Here is a 14069-nt window from a genome sequence, read left to right on the forward strand (position 1 = left end):
TCCCTAGTAGCATGTCATAACCAGATATTGTAGCAAATCAGCTCCCGCACAACTTGTGCACGCCAAGATTTACATTAGGCATTTCTGATTAACAATACCCAACCTCTGCCCAACTCGCGCTCGGATGGGCTTATGCAACGTCTTTATTACCGCGACCTATTTGCATCCATCGTATCGGCGGCGACCCTTCGATGAGCTGCTGGCAGGGGATATCACGCGCCCGATCCGCATTCGGTCATGAACCAGTCGATGAAGCGCCGGACCGGTTTTTTCGCCCAGCTGTTCGATATGACGTAATAGCCTTGGTTCTCTGCCGTTGCGATGTTGGAAAGCACCAGCAGATCGCCGCGTTCGATCTCCCGGCGGAACACCTCTATGGGGCAGAGCGCCACGCCGTGGCCGGCGATTACGGCCGTCGCCAGCATGTTGAAATCCTGGAATATCGGGCCGCGGAGCGGCTCCGGCGCTTTCTGGCCGGCCTTGCGGAACCATTCCTTCCAGCCATCGACGGATTCGTCGTGCAGCAGATCGGCGCCGGCGAGCGAGACGTCGTCGATCTTCCAGTTGCGTTTGGCAAGGTAGTGGCGGCTGGCGACGGGCTGGTTGCGGCGGGAGAAGAGCAGGCGGCTTTCCCTGCCGCCGCTCAGGTCCTCGCCCATGGTGATCAGCACGTCCAGGCTCTCGTCATCGAAGCGTTCTTCGGCGCGCGCATAGACGATCCTGACGTCGAGATCGGGGTCGCTCTCCTGGAAGGAGGGCAGGGCCGGGACGAGCCAGCGGGATGCGATCGAGGGAATGCAGCCGACGGTGATCGCCCGCATATCGTGATCGCGCCGCATATTGCCAGTGGCATGCGCGATCGCCGCCAGCGATCCGGAGACGGCCCGGTAATATTCGCTGCCGGCTGCGGTCAGCGCAACGCCGCGGCCCGACTTCTGCAACAGCTTGCGGCCGAGCCAGGTCTCCAGATGTTTGATCTGATGGCTGATCGCCGCATGGGTGACGTGCAGTTCATCGCCTGCTTTCGAGAGGCTCATCAGGCGGGCCGTGGCTTCGAAGGCGCGCAGGGCGTTCAACGGCGGCAATTGCATTTGTAAAATTTCCTCACAGATTGCGCAGGAATCATCATTTGAAAATACCAGCCATTTCAATAGCTAGATGTTGCGAGCGATGAAAATGAATCATCGCTACATCTTCAATAAACTGCCAGGAGAATCGGCGATGTTCGTCAGAAATCTGAAGGAAGTGGAGCAGACCGAGCGTTTCGTGGACTGGGGCAACGGCACGAGCCACCGCCTGCTGACCAGGGACGACGGCATGGGCTTTACGGTGTGCCATACCGTCGTTCGCGCCAATAGCGAGGCCCTGCTTCAATACCGCAATCACCTGGAGGCCTGCTATTGCATCAAGGGCGAGGGTGAAGTGGAGGATATGGACGGCAACGTCTTTCCGATCCGCGCCGGCGATATCTACGTGCTCGACAAGCACGACCGGCACTATCTGCGCGGCGGCAAGGATCAGGACCTTATTCTCGTCAGCATCTTCAATCCGCCGCTGGCGGGAACCGAACGGCACGATCTGAACAACAACAGCGGCTCAGAATATTGAGTGATCCCGTCGTCGATGTAGCGAGGTGAAAAGCAGAGCCCGGCAAATGGCGGGCTCTGCTTCCGGCGCGAACGGCAAGGCGTCCGCTGCCTATTCGTGGCGACTTACGGCGCCGCGCGCAGCCTATTGCTGCGGCTGCTGCTGGCCCGGCGGCGGAGTGCCGATTTTTTCCAGAACTTTCTTGGCCAGAGCCGGGTCGCTCTGCGCGGCCGTCAGGATCGACGAGTATTCTTCGACGGAGATGTCGGGAGAAGCTTTCACGGTGTCGACCATCTGTTTCTTGGCCTCCTCCTGCAGCTGTTGCTTGGCAGTCTCGTCCTTCGTCGCGCCGATCTTGGCCGAATATTCCTGCCTCACCTTGTCGACCTGCAGATAGGCAACGGCGAAGGCCTCGATTTTCTGATCGCTGACGGCTGCTGTCGCACCGTTGCCGCCGGGCTGTCCCTGCATCGGCGTCTGGCCTTGCGCCGGCGGCTGCGCCTGTGCCGGCTGCTGTTGCGCCTGGGCCATGTCGACAGCGGATGCCGGGCTGAAAGCAAGCAGACTGAAGACCGCAGCGCTCAGTGTTGCGACAGATGTGTAACGAGTGATCATATTCGTTCCTCTTCAAGTGCATGATTTGGTTGGCAGCAGGACCGCCTCGGTCAATCGCTCAGCCCTCAAAGGCCGGGCGAGGTCGCGACGATGGAACCTTTAAGAGGGCACGGTGCGGCGGTAAGGGGGCGATTTGCTGACGATTGAGCGGCAGCTTTGTGACCGTCGGCATGTCGAGTGGTGCAGGAAATTCTAGTCATTGCCGGATTCTGTTATGCTTGGACCTGGGCGACATTCATCGCTGATCTGGATGCAGAAATGCCGCCAGGAACGTGGCGACGGCGGCCTCGGCGTGCCGGTGAATCTCCTGCTTCGTCGGAATGGTCGCATCGCCCAGCATCATCACCCGGTTGACGGGATCGGCCATCACCAGCCAGTTGAACTGTGACGCGGCGACGGTTGAATCGGAGAGCTGCAGCAGTTTCTTGCCGGCAAATTGTTCGAAAGCGCTGCCCATGACCTTGAGCGCCCGTGCGGGGCCGCGTGCGTAAAGCACCTTGGCCGAAAAGTGTGATCGGTTTTCGGACGACATCATGCTCCAACTATTTAATTTAGAACAGGATTCAGATTTTAGGCCGACCCGGCCTAAATCATCCTGTTCTAAGGCCGGATGGTGGTTGAAGGCTGTCCAATTGGATCTGGAAGCCAAGCGCATCATCCAGCGTGGGCCGGGAAAGCCGGTCAAGCTTTTCAAGTGCCTTTGATAGATCTGTCGGCTCAGCCCAGGGAACGGATGTCGCGGGCGACCGCCGTTTGTCTGGTTCGGCTTCGGCTAAAGCAATTCTAGCAAACACTGCGCGGGAGAGCTTGTTTCGCAGCGCAGCCGCCCTATGTCCTCTTCCGTTTCAGCATGAGATTGCAGGCAGTATTTCACCGTAAATCCGGGTGCCGACGGCTTTGTCCGCCGGCCGGCTTGAAGGAGCTGAGCAATGAAAATTCTCATGGTTCTCACATCGCATGATCAGTTGGGAAACACCGGCAAGAAGACGGGATTCTGGCTCGAGGAGCTTGCTGCTCCTTATTTCGTTTTCCACGACGCCGGGGTCGACATCACACTCGCTTCGCCGAAGGGCGGCCAGCCTCCGCTCGATCCGAAGAGCAATGAGCCAGCCTTCCAGACGGAAGACACGAGACGGTTCGAACGAGACGCCGCCGCAATGGGTGCGCTCGGCAACTCGTTGAGGCTGTCCGACATCAACCAGGCGGAATATGACAGCGTGTTCTTCCCCGGCGGGCACGGCCCGCTTTGGGACTTAACGAACGACCGCAATGCGCTGTCGCTCATCGAGGACATGCTTTCGGCGGGAAAACCTGTGGCGCTCGTTTGCCATGCACCCGGTATCCTGACGAATGTGAAAGCGCCGGATGGAAAGCCCGTCGCCAAGGGCCGGGCCGTCACGGGATTCACCGATTCAGAAGAAGAGGCCATGCATCTGGTCGAGGTTGTTCCCTACCTGCTCGAAGACGTCCTGAAAGAGCAGGGCGCAAAGTTTTCGAAGACGGCGGATTGGGGCGTGCATGTCGTCCAGGATGGCCAGCTGATCACCGGCCAAAACCCGGCCTCGTCAAAACAGGGCGCCCGGACCCTGCTTGATGCCTTGGGAAAACAGGCCGCGGCTTAAGCGCTTCAGCCCCTGGGCACGATTGCTGTCCGGGACGTCGAGATCTCCCTGTTTGGCTTGTGCTGACGCCGGCCGCAGGCGCGTTTCAACGACGCCGTGGAACAGCGGCGGTGGAGAGCCAAACGTTCAAACACAGGAAGAAAAGGCACCTGATATGACGAGGAAATATACGGGGCAATGCGCCTGCGGCGCGGTGAGATTTGCCTTCGATACGGACCCGAACTTTGTCGCCAATTGCCATTGCCTGGACTGCAAGAGGGCAACGGGCGGCGAGGCCGCCACGTTCTTCGCCGTGCCGCAGGAGGATTTCACCGTGATCACCGGCAGCCCGAAGGCGTTTCATTACATCGCCGATTCAGGCAAGGGGCTCGACCGCAACTTTTGCCCCGATTGCGGCGCCAGATTGTTCAGCAGCAACCTGGAGAGCTTTCCCGGCCTCGTCTTCGTGACGCTCGGCAGCCTGGACCGGCCCGAACTGATCAAGCCGGGCGTCGAAATGTTCACCCGGCGCCGGCTGGCCTGGGCAAGGCCGCTCGATCTTCCGCAGTTCGATGGCATGCCTAGCTGAGCCGCGATAGCCCTAAAGCGCGTCGCAATCTTTCAGATTCGCTCCTTTCGCTTTAGGTCTTTGTTTCCACGCATAACGTTATCGCAAAACCCCTGCACAGTTTTGCGCGACACGCTTTAAGCATTTTTCTTGAAGAAAAATTCGATCCGGTGTCGGATCGGCCAAGCCACGCCCGTCCTAGGTTCGTCCATTCCGTAAATCCAAAAAGGATCACGACCATGCCGAGTACCATACGCTTGCACCGCGTTCTGGCGACCAGCCCGGAGAAAGTCTATCGCGCATTCCTGGAGGCGGACGCGCTTGCCAAGTGGCTTCCGCCGAACGGCTTCCTCTGCACGGTGCACCATTCGGAGCCGGTTGTCGGCGGCACGTTCAGAATGTCCTTCCGCAACTTCACGACGGGCAATAGCCACGCGTTCGGCGGCGAATATCTCGAGCTCGTCCCGGGCGAACGCCTGCGCTACACCGACAGGTTCGACGACCCCAACCTGCCGGGCGAAATGGAAGTCACCGTGACGCTGAAGAAGGTTTCGGTCGGCACCGAGGTGGATATCGTGCAGGCAGGTGTGCCTGATGTCATTCCGCCCGAGGCTTGTTATCTCGGCTGGCAGGAGTCGCTGCGAAACCTCGCCAGGGTCGTCGAGCCCGATATCCAGGAATAGCGCAAGATCGCACCGGCCGGACGATAGTCGCTCGGCATTGGCGCCCGGCATCGGCGACATCAACCAATCCCCATGCCGCGTTTGGCCAGGGCGTTGCGGGCGGCCGCAGCGCCCCAGTCGTCGGAAAGATCCTGCCCTTCGATTTCGGCCTCCGCGATCGGCGTGGCTCGGATCAGCGGCACGGAGCCGAAAGGCAGGCCATCGATCCGGTCTGCGTCACGGCTGAGCATGATGCGGGTCATCGGGCGGTAATCCTCCGTCAGCCGGCAGAACAAGATGGCGCCGTGCTTCTCGACATCGCGGGCGACGCGATAACCGTCTGCCACGAGGTCGCCGATGTTGATCAACAGGTTCGCCCAGTTTTCGATCCCGGCCGCATCCAGTCTCGCGGCGTCGAATTCCATGAAAAGCTCGCATTCGACGCCGTTCTCCGGCTCGGATATGCCGGCCCAGGGCGTCGACAGCCCGTCGGTGGCAAGTATCAGACTCTCCCGCGCATGGATCGCGAGGATGCGGCGGTGCGGGCCGAACCATTTTGTCTGGGCGTGAATGTTGGCCGTTCCGCGCTCAGCGGCAAAGTCCTCCTGGACTGTACCGCGGCTCTGCCAGAAGACGCGCCGCGCAGCGGCAGCGGTTGCGTAGATCGGGTCGTCGGGGCCGCGCGGCACGATCGTCCGATCATAACTGGTTTCGAGCGTGATCTCTTCCCGCATGAAGGGAAACTTCGGCTTCTTCCAGCGGATTACCACCTTGTTAAAGCGGGGCACCCCTGATGCATCGAGCTTTTCGACGATATCGGAGATGATATCGAGAGGATGCCTGGAGGCCTCCGGGACATAGTTTCCCTCGGCATCGCGGTAGCCGCCCGTCCGGGAGGAATGCCCCGCCTGCATCGTGGAGGCTGTCCATTCGCCGCTGACTGCGCCCGCCGGCGCCTTTCCGAGAGCCGGCGCAAGTTCCCGGATCGCATCGTCAATCGAATAGGATGCCACGTCGCCCCCTCCGCCTTCGCCCATAGATCGTATCCCCCGCGGCCGCTCGGCCCGCGAGCAGAAGCTAGCGCGGAGGCGTCACCGATCAATAGCGAGGTGGATGGCGCGAGCAGGGGAGGCGCCCGGATCCCTGGGCGCAGGAGAATTCTTCACTTAGGTGAGGTGGGGCCTGCGGCACTCATTTGCTTCCGTCGTTCGGCCGCGCCTTGGCGCTATCATTGTTGGTCGACGAGGCGGTTTTTCCGTCCGGTTGCTGCCCGAAATATGTGCCGCCGAGATGGCCGCCGGCGCTGGTGTTTCTCACCTGCCGTTCGGCGCGTTTCTGAAGTTCACGAGCGTTGGTCTTGCTCATTTTCGGCTCCATGTTTGAGGTGGACCTCTGATCAACCGATGGCGGACGACACGGTTCCATATTTCCTGCCGGCGCGGTGCCCCTTGCGCAGGCGGCGGGTTTGAGGGAAACGCTCACTCACTCACTCACTCACTCACTCACTCACTCACTCACCCGCCGTCGGCGCCCCGCTTCGCTGCCGCGCACCCGATCACGAGTCAAGCCGGCAGGCATTTCCGTTTTCCCCAGTTACGGAAATGCTCCATTTTTATATGCGGACACGGTTCCTACCCGCCGAAATAGGCGGGATGGTCGATATCGGCGAGGAGGCCGGGCTGTTGCGGCTGCCTGCCGAGCAGCGTGCGGGTATGCTCGCTCGAGGTGGCGCGCCGGTCGGCGGCGCAGTTTTCGGCGAATTTCGAGAAATCGTGGTTGAAAGCCGTGTGGCTTCGTCGGACATTTGGAGCTCCTTCTTTTGGCTTCGTTGTAGAAAGCCGATCCGGGACAACATCCCGATGAAATGATCGGCGTGGAGCAGCCGGTGCCGACCTAAGCGAGGAAAAGCGGAAAGGCTCTAAAGTTTGGGCCTGCGCTTCGCAAGCGCCTTGCGCGCCGCCATCCCACCCCACTGCTCGTCAGGATCGAGGTCTGCGACTTCGGCGTCTCTCGCAGCGAATTCCTGGATAAATTTACCATCGCAAGAAAATCGTCTTTCATTTCACAGTATATGTGTTAACACTTTATTAGGGATGGGGAGTATTCCGGTTCTGATTTAAGAAATATGGGCATTGTTGCCGATAATACCGGCGCGTCCGCGTGTTCACGCGTGTCATGCTGGTTTGATAGTCTTAAATAGTCGCCGGGTTACTTGTTTTGTATTGTGGGGGTATTTTGATGAGTACGCAAAGCACCGGCGGCGGCAGCACGACTTCTTTCTCCAATACGCCGCAGGCGAAGGATGACTCTTACATCTGGACAGAAGACCAACTGCTCAGTCTCCAGCTCTACAATGCGGCCACCAAAACCATAACCCTCGACGTCATGTCGAATGATCTCGGCGGGAATGCCAAATCCCTCTTTTCGGTCGACGACGGTGATGGCAATCCAATTACCGCCGACTACGAGCTTCTTGCGAAAGACGTCGGAGCGAATGGGGCATCTGCCTGGGAGAAGACCCTGCTCGGCAATTGGGTCAGGATCAATAATGGAAAGATCGAATACCGTCTTAGTGATGGAAGCGGCATCGCGGGCTCGGGCGCGGATATCAACACGCTGTCTGCCGGTGAAATCCTCAAAGATAGTTTCGTCTACGCGATACGGCTCGGCAATGGCACGCTGAGCGAGGCAAATGTCTCGATCTCGCTCACCGGCGCCAACGATGCGGCTTCGATCGTCGTCGATGCGACGGTCACCGACGATCGGGCGACGGTCGAGGCGGGTGCGGCCGGCAGCGGCGATCCGAATGCCTCCGGCAAGCTGACGGTCAGCGATGTCGACGACGGCGAGGCGGCGTTTGCCGCCCCGGCCTCCCTCAACGGCATCTATGGCAGCTTCACCTTCAATGCCGCCAGCGGCAGCTGGACCTATACGCTCGACAATAACCGGGCCGCGACGCAGGCGCTCAACCAGGGCGACGCCGTCAGCGACACGCTGAGCGTCAGCTCGCTCGACGGCACGGCCAGCCACAACATCGTCGTCGCCATCACCGGCGCCAACGATGCGGCTTCGATCGTCGTCGATGCGACGGTCACCGACGATCGGGCGACGGTCGAGGCGGGTGCGGCCGGCAGCGGCGATCCGAATGCCTCCGGCAAGCTGACGGTCAGCGATGTCGACGACGGCGAGGCGGCGTTTGCCGCCCCGGCCTCCCTCAACGGCATCTATGGCAGCTTCACCTTCAATGCCGCCAGCGGCAGCTGGACCTATACGCTCGACAATAACCGGGCCGCGACGCAGGCGCTCAACCAGGGCGACGCCGTCAGCGACACGCTGAGCGTCAGCTCGCTCGACGGCACGGCCAGCCACAACATCGTCGTCGCCATCACCGGCGCAGATGATGGTCCAGCTAGGCAGGCGCCGACCGACATTAAGCTGACGCCTGTCGTTCCGGCGGATAGCGTTAACTTCAATAGTTTTGAGTTCAGTGGGCTGCTGACGGCGACTGATCCCGACGCAGGTGGATTCAGCTTCAGCATTGCCTCGCAGTCGAATCCGGGCTTGTTTTCGATTACCGGCAATACGCTTCATTCGGATGCGCTATCGACGAACGGTACATTTTCAGTGACGGTAACGGCAACGCAGACCGGTGATCCTATAGGCCCGGCCTTCGAAAAGACCGAGACGTTCACGATTATCACCGGTGGCAATGGCAACTCAGTGGACAATCCGACCGGTGGAACGGGCGACGATATGCTCTACGGCGGTGGCGGTAACGATATGATGTTCGGGCTCGGAGGTGACGACGCTCTTTTCGGCCAAGACGGCAACGACACCCTAAACGGTGGTGCTGGCAACAACACCCTGACCGGGGGCGTGGGAAATGATACCTTCTTTTTCCAAAAGTTTGCCACCACCACGAACCATATGACTGACTTCAACGCTGGGACGAATAGCACAACCGTGGACAGGTTCCAGTTGGACGTCGGAGGCGGCACTTTCGAGTTCGCCGTCGGCAACAACAATACAAGCGTGGACAATGTGAAGGTGGGAAACAACGGCACGATCAATGTTGCCGGAACGGAGGTTGCCGTCAAAACGGACGTGAGCGTCACGAACGCAACCGTCCAGAGCACCATCAATAGTTACAGCAACATAACCACAGGGGCATTGTTCGTGTTCCACAACACGGATCTCGGCCATGCGGCGGTCTACTACGATCAGAACCCAAGTTCAGCCGGCGGCGCGGTGCTGGTTGCTGAATTCGACAACATCACCACCCTCAGCGGGCTTACAAATTTCAACTCGGGCGACTTCTTGTTTAGCTGAGGCGGTCTGTGATCTTGACCAGCATTCACCGCAGACGCAGCCCAATGGAGACCTCGCCTGCGGCGTACGTACTCGGGCCTGACGGGGAGGTCCCGGACGTTTGTGCGCCCAGCGCGCTGGGCGCGACGGATTCATCGGGTGGTGGATAGCATCAGGTCACACGCGTTGCGGCAGCCTGCCGACCTCAATTGCCATCGTTGGGCCGTGCCTTGGCGCTGTCATTGCTGCTGTCCGAGGCGGTTTTTCCGTCCGGCTGTTGGCCGAAATAGGTGCCGCCGAGGTGGCCGCCGGCGCTGGTGTTCTTGACCTGCTGTTCGGCGCGTTTCTGAAGTTCACGGGCGTTGGTCTTGCTCATTTTCGGCTCCATATTTGAGGTCGACCTGTGGTCCACCGATGGAGGCCGACACTGTTCCATATTTTTCTGCGCCAACCGCCGGGGCTGGCTGTTCGGTGAGAGCAAAAGATCGGCCACTGGCATTTGTGAGACTGGGCGGGAACAGTTCGGGGTTTTGCCTGTTGTTCGAATTCAACATGGAGAAACGAACATGGGCATGACGACACCAAAAGACGGCGCCCCCGGCACCACCGAACAATCTCCTCGCTGGGAAGGGCCGAAGGGAAATAAGCCTCGCGGCTACATGAAGGCCAAGGACGATCCGGATCGCGACCGCGACGCGCATGGCGAAAACAATCGCGACCCCGAGACGAAGAATATCAGTGACGCCCTGAAGCAGAAGGGCGATTGACATGGCCGATCCCAAAAAAGACGCAGCCGGCCAGTTCGCCAAATCCCAGGCGGACCGCAAAAGCAGCGGCGTAATCAGCGCCAAGCCGACCGTTATCACGGGCTCGGAGGATGCGACGGTCAACAAGAACCCGCCCGGCAAGAAGAAGCCCGAGAAGGATTGGGACATCAATTACGACCCCGCCGATAGGAACGAGAGCCGGTCGCACTAGCTCGGGCTGTCGCTGGTTCTCCTCACGAGCTGACCCGGGGGCATTTCCGTTTTCTCCAGTCACGGAAATGCTTCATTTTTTATATGCGGGCACGGTTACGCTACCCACCGAAATAGGCGGGATGGTCGATATCGGCGAGGAGGGCGGGCTGTTGCGGCTGCCAGCCGAGTAGCGCGCGGGTATGCTCGCTCGAGGTTGGGATGTCGAAGCCGGCGAACATCGCGAACCAGCCGAAATGCTCGGCCGCTTCTTCCCGTGAGAGCGAGACGGCGGGCACATCGAGCCGCCGGCCGATGACCTCGGCGATCTGCCTGAAGGGAACTCCCTCTTCGGCGACTGCCAGGAACGGGCCGCCGACGGCGCCGCGCTCGAGCGCCAGGCGATAGACGCGGGCGGCATCGAGCCTGTGCACGGCCGGCCAGCGGTTCTGCCCTTCGCCGATATAGGCCGAGACGCCCTTGCGCCGGGCCAGATCGATCAGGATCGGCACGAAGCCGTGGTCGCCATGGCCATGCACCGAGGGCGGGAGCCGGACGGTGGAGGCGCGCACGCCACGGGCGACAAGCGATACCGCGGTGATTTCGGAGGCGCGAGGGTAGGTCTCCGACGTCGGCATGGGCGGATCCTTCTCGGTGCCAACGCGACCAGGGGCAAAGCCGAGGCCGGCTGTGACCAGCAGCGGACGATCGGAGCCTTGGAGGGCTTCGCCGAGCGCCTCGATGGCGCGCCGGTCGGCGGCGCAGTTCTCGGCGAATTTCGAGAAATCATGGTTGAAGGCCGTGTGGATCACGGCGTCCGCCTCCGCCGCACCGCTCTTCAGGCTTTCGAGATCATCGAGCATGCCGTGATGGACTTCGGCGCCGGCAGCCGCCAGTTGACCCGCTCCTTTGTCGGAGCGGGTGAGGCCCAACACCTTGTGCCCGGCGGCGATCAAATCATCGACGACGGCCGAGCCGACCCAGCCGGTGGCTCCAGTAACGAATACGCGCATGTGATATCTCCAGTTTTGCTGGAGACACATATCGGCCCTGCCTCTATCATGGTAAAGTAGTGACATTATCATGGTATAAAGGCTAACAGGATGAGTGAATTCGTCACCTCGGACAACCGGCTCGGCGCCTATCTGAAGGGTCGCCGCGTCAGACTCGATCCCGCCGCCCTTGGCTTTGCGGGGGAGAGGCGGCGCACGCCGGGTCTGCGCCGCGAGGAGGTGGCGAGCCGCGCCAATATCAGCCCAACCTGGTACACCTGGCTGGAGCAGGGGCGCGGCGGCGCGCCGTCTGCCGACGTGCTCGACCGGATCTCGCGCGCGCTGATGCTGACGGATGTCGAGCGCGAGCATCTCTTCCTCATCGGCCTCGGCCGGCCACCTGAGGTGCGCTACCACAGGCAAGAGGGCGTGACGCCGAGGTTGCAGGGCGTGCTCGATGCGCTGGACCCGAGCCCGGCGCTGATCCGCAACGCCATCTGGGACGTGATTGCCTGGAACCGGGCGGCGACTGTGCTTCTAACCGATTACGGCGCGCTGCCGCCGGAAGAGCGCAACGTGCTGCGCTTCATCTTCCTCGATCCGCGCGTACGCGCCGCCCAGTACGACTGGGAAAGTGTCGCCCGCTTTGTCGTCGCCGCTTTCCGAGTGGATGCGGCCCGCGCGGGTGCTGCGGCCGAGGTCGAGCCCCTCGTCGACGAACTCTGCCGCAAGAGCCCCGAATTCCTGGCGATGTGGCGCGACAACGACGTGCGTAGCCACGGCGAGGGCGCCAAGCACATCAAACACCCCATCCTCGGCCCACTCGCTTTCGAATATTCCGCCTTCCAGGTGGATGGCCGGCCGGACCTCAGCATGGTGGTTTACAACCCGGCGACGGCAGAGGATGCGGCGAAGATCAGGGAGTTGGTGGGCTGAGGCGAGGGCAATTGGTTGATCGATGATATAGCGGCCTTCATCGCCTCGCCGCGGTCTTGGTCGCCGCGTCGGTCTTGATGGTGCTGTCTGCGTCGGCGGCATCCGCCTGGGGCGAAGCCTCCAAGCATGACAAAGCTGTGAAAAGCTAAAATACTACTCCTGCTAGAAAATTCGTTGACCGTGCCGGTGTCAGCTGCTTTCCTCCCGATAGACCAAGGCGAATGGATCTTGAAGGAGATATCCATGACAGTGCTTGCAAAACCTGTGGCGGTTGATGATGTCAGCAGCGCTTCCGAGAATGACGTGATCTCGGGCAATCTGCTGGATAATGATCTGGCCGGGGGCTCCGGCAACATGTTCCTCAACTTCTTCGATGGCGAGCGGGTTCTCGCCAAGACGGCCGGGCAGATCACCGATATCGAGGGTGAATACGGCACGTTTCACGTCAAGGCCGACGGCTCTTATACCTATACGCTGAACGAGGCCGCCAAGGCGGGCTTCGTTGACGGAATGACGTTGACGGAGACGATCGGCTACAAGATCTCCGACGGCGCTGGCAATACCGATGTCGGCCATTTCACGCTCGACATTCACGGGGTCACGAGCCCGCCGGTCGCGGTCGACGACGCCTTCTCCTTCCGCGAAGGAAGCGAGATGGCCCGCAACGTGCTCGCCAATGATCACCCGGGAGAGGCGGGCACGCTCTTCCTGCGCTCGGTCGAGGGCACGAGCATTCCTGCCAGTCAGGGGCAAGGGCAGACGACCGACGTGGCGGGTGAATTCGGCACCTTCCATTTCGCAAGCGATGGAAGCTTCACCTACGATCTCAATCCAGCCGTCAAGGCGGGCCTCGATGACGGCGAGCATGTCACCGAGAAACTCCAATATTACAAGGTCTCTGACGGCGCCGGTCACGCGGATGCCGGCGTGATCACCCTGACCGTCGACGGCGTGACGGACGGAAAGTCGTTGAACACCAATCATGTCGAGGCCCAGGCGGATGTGGTGCGCCCCTTCCTGGACCATTACGAACTCCAGGGGGTCGCGATCGATCCGCTAACCGGCAAGTATTACGTCAGTTCCGGCCATGGTTTCCCAGATGATTCCATGGTGAGCATTTACGACAACGCCGCGGCATTTGAAGCCGACAACGCCAGCGGCGCCATCTCTCTCGGCGATTATGACAAGGGCGAATATGACGTCGGCGGAACCTATTTTTCGGTCCGCGGCGGCGAGATCATCGGCCGAACCAACGAGGCGAGAGGCGAGGAGAACCCTTTCCCCGATCAGACCTATCTCGCAAAGTGGGATGCCGCCGACGGATCGTCCGATCAGCGGGGCGACCCGATCCCGGGCCTTATCGGCGAGAATTGGGCGGGTACGTTCGACTGGGCTGGATTCACGGCCGTCAATACGATGCAGGATTCGACCGGCATCTACGTCGTCGGCCGCATCAATGGTTCCACCTGGCAGGTCTCCAAGATCGACCCCGAAACGTTGAGCCCGATCGAATCCAAGACCTTCGCGGCGGGCGGGCTCGGATACGGCTTTGCCGTCGACGGCACGTTCTTCTTCGGCGATTCCTCCGGCAGCGAGCATATCGGCACGGCCTTCGACTTCGAAACCGGGGTCAAGACAACGGTCGACGTCAACATCGCCATACCGGGAGACGACTTGATCACCAACGTGGTCTATGACTCAGCGGCGGATAATCTCTACCTCACCAACACCGGGACCGACGAAATCGCCGTGGTGCACAATATCTCGGACGTTCTGTTCGCCTAGCGCATCGGAAAGCACGATGCGAGGATTGAAAGTGTTAGAGCGTCCTTTGTGCGTCCGAA

The 14069-nt window shown here is 60.6% G+C and carries 17 protein-coding genes and 1 pseudogene; 10 read left to right on the forward strand and 8 right to left on the reverse strand.

Going from position 1 to position 14069, the window contains the following annotated elements:
* Window positions 1–212: 212 nt before the first annotated feature.
* Window positions 213–1091 (reverse strand): LysR substrate-binding domain-containing protein, encoded by an 879-nt coding sequence (locus C3Y91_RS20670; protein WP_024320908.1) that lies wholly within the window; start codon window positions 1089–1091, stop codon window positions 213–215.
* A gap of 130 nt (window positions 1092–1221) precedes the next feature.
* On the opposite strand from C3Y91_RS20670, the gene C3Y91_RS20675 reads away from it, so the two are divergent.
* Entirely contained in the window at window positions 1222–1608 is a 387-nt protein-coding gene (locus C3Y91_RS20675) for an ectoine synthase (protein ID WP_024320909.1), read from the forward strand.
* A 123-nt stretch (window positions 1609–1731) separates the two neighbouring features.
* On the opposite strand, the gene C3Y91_RS20680 is transcribed toward C3Y91_RS20675, so the two are convergent.
* Both C3Y91_RS20680 and C3Y91_RS20685 read right to left on the reverse strand, forming a co-directional pair.
* Window positions 1732–2202, reverse strand: coding sequence for a DUF4168 domain-containing protein (locus tag C3Y91_RS20680; RefSeq protein WP_075224026.1), 471 nt, complete (start codon window positions 2200–2202; stop codon window positions 1732–1734).
* A 235-nt stretch (window positions 2203–2437) separates the two neighbouring features.
* Entirely contained in the window at window positions 2438–2851 is a 414-nt protein-coding gene (locus tag C3Y91_RS20685; RefSeq protein ID WP_226532043.1) for a TetR/AcrR family transcriptional regulator C-terminal domain-containing protein, read from the reverse strand.
* Here C3Y91_RS20685 and C3Y91_RS38710 point away from each other — a divergent pair.
* From C3Y91_RS38710 to C3Y91_RS20700, 4 genes are all read left to right on the forward strand, one after another.
* The gene (locus C3Y91_RS38710; protein WP_425523615.1) at window positions 2835–2906 is read left to right on the forward strand and encodes a hypothetical protein; all 72 of its coding nucleotides are present in this window, start codon (window positions 2835–2837) and stop codon (window positions 2904–2906) included. The two genes, C3Y91_RS20685 and C3Y91_RS38710, sit on opposite strands and share 17 nt — an antisense overlap.
* A 225-nt stretch (window positions 2907–3131) precedes the next feature.
* The gene (locus C3Y91_RS20690) at window positions 3132–3824 is read left to right on the forward strand and encodes a type 1 glutamine amidotransferase domain-containing protein (protein ID WP_130664803.1); all 693 of its coding nucleotides are present in this window, start codon (window positions 3132–3134) and stop codon (window positions 3822–3824) included.
* 154 nt (window positions 3825–3978) lie between these two features.
* Window positions 3979–4392, forward strand: a complete 414-nt coding sequence (locus C3Y91_RS20695) for a GFA family protein (RefSeq protein WP_018074342.1) — start codon at window positions 3979–3981, stop codon at window positions 4390–4392.
* 218 nt (window positions 4393–4610) lie between these two features.
* A complete protein-coding gene (locus C3Y91_RS20700; protein ID WP_003560606.1) occupies window positions 4611–5054 on the forward strand; it encodes an SRPBCC family protein in 444 nt (147 codons plus the stop codon).
* Between the two features lie 59 nt (window positions 5055–5113).
* Here the strand turns inward: C3Y91_RS20700 and C3Y91_RS20705 are convergent, their stop codons facing one another.
* The 3 genes and pseudogenes from C3Y91_RS20705 to C3Y91_RS20715 all read right to left on the reverse strand — a co-directional run.
* Entirely contained in the window at window positions 5114–6046 is a 933-nt protein-coding gene (locus C3Y91_RS20705; protein ID WP_024320914.1) for a hypothetical protein, read from the reverse strand.
* 178 nt (window positions 6047–6224) lie between these two features.
* A complete protein-coding gene (locus tag C3Y91_RS20710; RefSeq protein WP_018074344.1) occupies window positions 6225–6398 on the reverse strand; it encodes a hypothetical protein in 174 nt (57 codons plus the stop codon).
* A 266-nt stretch (window positions 6399–6664) separates the two neighbouring features.
* Window positions 6665–6760 (reverse strand): annotated as a pseudogene (locus C3Y91_RS20715) (3-beta hydroxysteroid dehydrogenase); the annotation flags it as partial.
* Window positions 6761–7271: 511 nt separating this feature from the next.
* Between C3Y91_RS20715 and C3Y91_RS20720 the strand changes: the two are divergent.
* Window positions 7272–9362 carry a VCBS domain-containing protein gene (locus tag C3Y91_RS20720; RefSeq protein ID WP_075224023.1) on the forward strand — a complete coding sequence of 697 codons (2091 nt, stop codon included), beginning with the start codon at window positions 7272–7274 and terminating at the stop codon, window positions 9360–9362.
* Between the two features lie 184 nt (window positions 9363–9546).
* Here the strand turns inward: C3Y91_RS20720 and C3Y91_RS20725 are convergent, their stop codons facing one another.
* Window positions 9547–9717 carry a hypothetical protein gene (locus C3Y91_RS20725; RefSeq protein WP_018242662.1) on the reverse strand — a complete coding sequence of 57 codons (171 nt, stop codon included), beginning with the start codon at window positions 9715–9717 and terminating at the stop codon, window positions 9547–9549.
* A 190-nt stretch (window positions 9718–9907) separates the two neighbouring features.
* On the opposite strand from C3Y91_RS20725, the gene C3Y91_RS20730 reads away from it, so the two are divergent.
* Both C3Y91_RS20730 and C3Y91_RS20735 read left to right on the forward strand, forming a co-directional pair.
* Window positions 9908–10108 (forward strand): hypothetical protein, encoded by a 201-nt coding sequence (locus C3Y91_RS20730; RefSeq protein WP_130760854.1) that lies wholly within the window; start codon window positions 9908–9910, stop codon window positions 10106–10108.
* A gap of 1 nt (window position 10109) precedes the next feature.
* The gene (locus C3Y91_RS20735; RefSeq protein ID WP_128405579.1) at window positions 10110–10319 is read left to right on the forward strand and encodes a hypothetical protein; all 210 of its coding nucleotides are present in this window, start codon (window positions 10110–10112) and stop codon (window positions 10317–10319) included.
* Between the two features lie 100 nt (window positions 10320–10419).
* Here the strand turns inward: C3Y91_RS20735 and C3Y91_RS20740 are convergent, their stop codons facing one another.
* Window positions 10420–11310: an SDR family oxidoreductase gene (locus C3Y91_RS20740; protein ID WP_130760853.1), complete on the reverse strand. Its 891-nt coding sequence runs from the start codon at window positions 11308–11310 to the stop codon at window positions 10420–10422.
* A 90-nt stretch (window positions 11311–11400) separates the two neighbouring features.
* On the opposite strand from C3Y91_RS20740, the gene C3Y91_RS20745 reads away from it, so the two are divergent.
* Window positions 11401–12225: a helix-turn-helix transcriptional regulator gene (locus C3Y91_RS20745; protein ID WP_018074346.1), complete on the forward strand. Its 825-nt coding sequence runs from the start codon at window positions 11401–11403 to the stop codon at window positions 12223–12225.
* Between the two features lie 243 nt (window positions 12226–12468).
* On the forward strand, window positions 12469–14010 hold the full coding sequence (locus tag C3Y91_RS20750) for a cadherin-like domain-containing protein (RefSeq protein WP_130760852.1): 1542 nt from the start codon (window positions 12469–12471) through the stop codon (window positions 14008–14010).
* Window positions 14011–14069: the final 59 nt, after the last annotated feature.

The organism is Rhizobium ruizarguesonis, assembly GCF_012349115.1.
Classification (GTDB): domain Bacteria; phylum Pseudomonadota; class Alphaproteobacteria; order Rhizobiales; family Rhizobiaceae; genus Rhizobium; species Rhizobium ruizarguesonis.

What these genes read in the sequence shown, in the direction of transcription:
- C3Y91_RS20670 (WP_024320908.1), bottom strand. Translation starts at nt 1,091, where the DNA reads ATGCAATTGCCGCCGTTGAACGCCCTGCGCGCCTTCGAAGCCACGGCC.
- C3Y91_RS20675 (WP_024320909.1), top strand. Translation starts at nt 1,222, where the DNA reads ATGTTCGTCAGAAATCTGAAGGAAGTGGAGCAGACCGAGCGTTTCGTG.
- C3Y91_RS20680 (WP_075224026.1), bottom strand. Translation starts at nt 2,202, where the DNA reads ATGATCACTCGTTACACATCTGTCGCAACACTGAGCGCTGCGGTCTTC.
- C3Y91_RS20690 (WP_130664803.1), top strand. Translation starts at nt 3,132, where the DNA reads ATGAAAATTCTCATGGTTCTCACATCGCATGATCAGTTGGGAAACACC.
- C3Y91_RS20695 (WP_018074342.1), top strand. Translation starts at nt 3,979, where the DNA reads ATGACGAGGAAATATACGGGGCAATGCGCCTGCGGCGCGGTGAGATTT.
- C3Y91_RS20700 (WP_003560606.1), top strand. Translation starts at nt 4,611, where the DNA reads ATGCCGAGTACCATACGCTTGCACCGCGTTCTGGCGACCAGCCCGGAG.
- C3Y91_RS20710 (WP_018074344.1), bottom strand. Translation starts at nt 6,398, where the DNA reads ATGAGCAAGACCAACGCTCGTGAACTTCAGAAACGCGCCGAACGGCAG.
- C3Y91_RS20720 (WP_075224023.1), top strand. Translation starts at nt 7,272, where the DNA reads ATGAGTACGCAAAGCACCGGCGGCGGCAGCACGACTTCTTTCTCCAAT.
- C3Y91_RS20725 (WP_018242662.1), bottom strand. Translation starts at nt 9,717, where the DNA reads ATGAGCAAGACCAACGCCCGTGAACTTCAGAAACGCGCCGAACAGCAG.
- C3Y91_RS20730 (WP_130760854.1), top strand. Translation starts at nt 9,908, where the DNA reads ATGGGCATGACGACACCAAAAGACGGCGCCCCCGGCACCACCGAACAA.
- C3Y91_RS20735 (WP_128405579.1), top strand. Translation starts at nt 10,110, where the DNA reads ATGGCCGATCCCAAAAAAGACGCAGCCGGCCAGTTCGCCAAATCCCAG.
- C3Y91_RS20740 (WP_130760853.1), bottom strand. Translation starts at nt 11,310, where the DNA reads ATGCGCGTATTCGTTACTGGAGCCACCGGCTGGGTCGGCTCGGCCGTC.
- C3Y91_RS20745 (WP_018074346.1), top strand. Translation starts at nt 11,401, where the DNA reads ATGAGTGAATTCGTCACCTCGGACAACCGGCTCGGCGCCTATCTGAAG.
- C3Y91_RS20750 (WP_130760852.1), top strand. Translation starts at nt 12,469, where the DNA reads ATGACAGTGCTTGCAAAACCTGTGGCGGTTGATGATGTCAGCAGCGCT.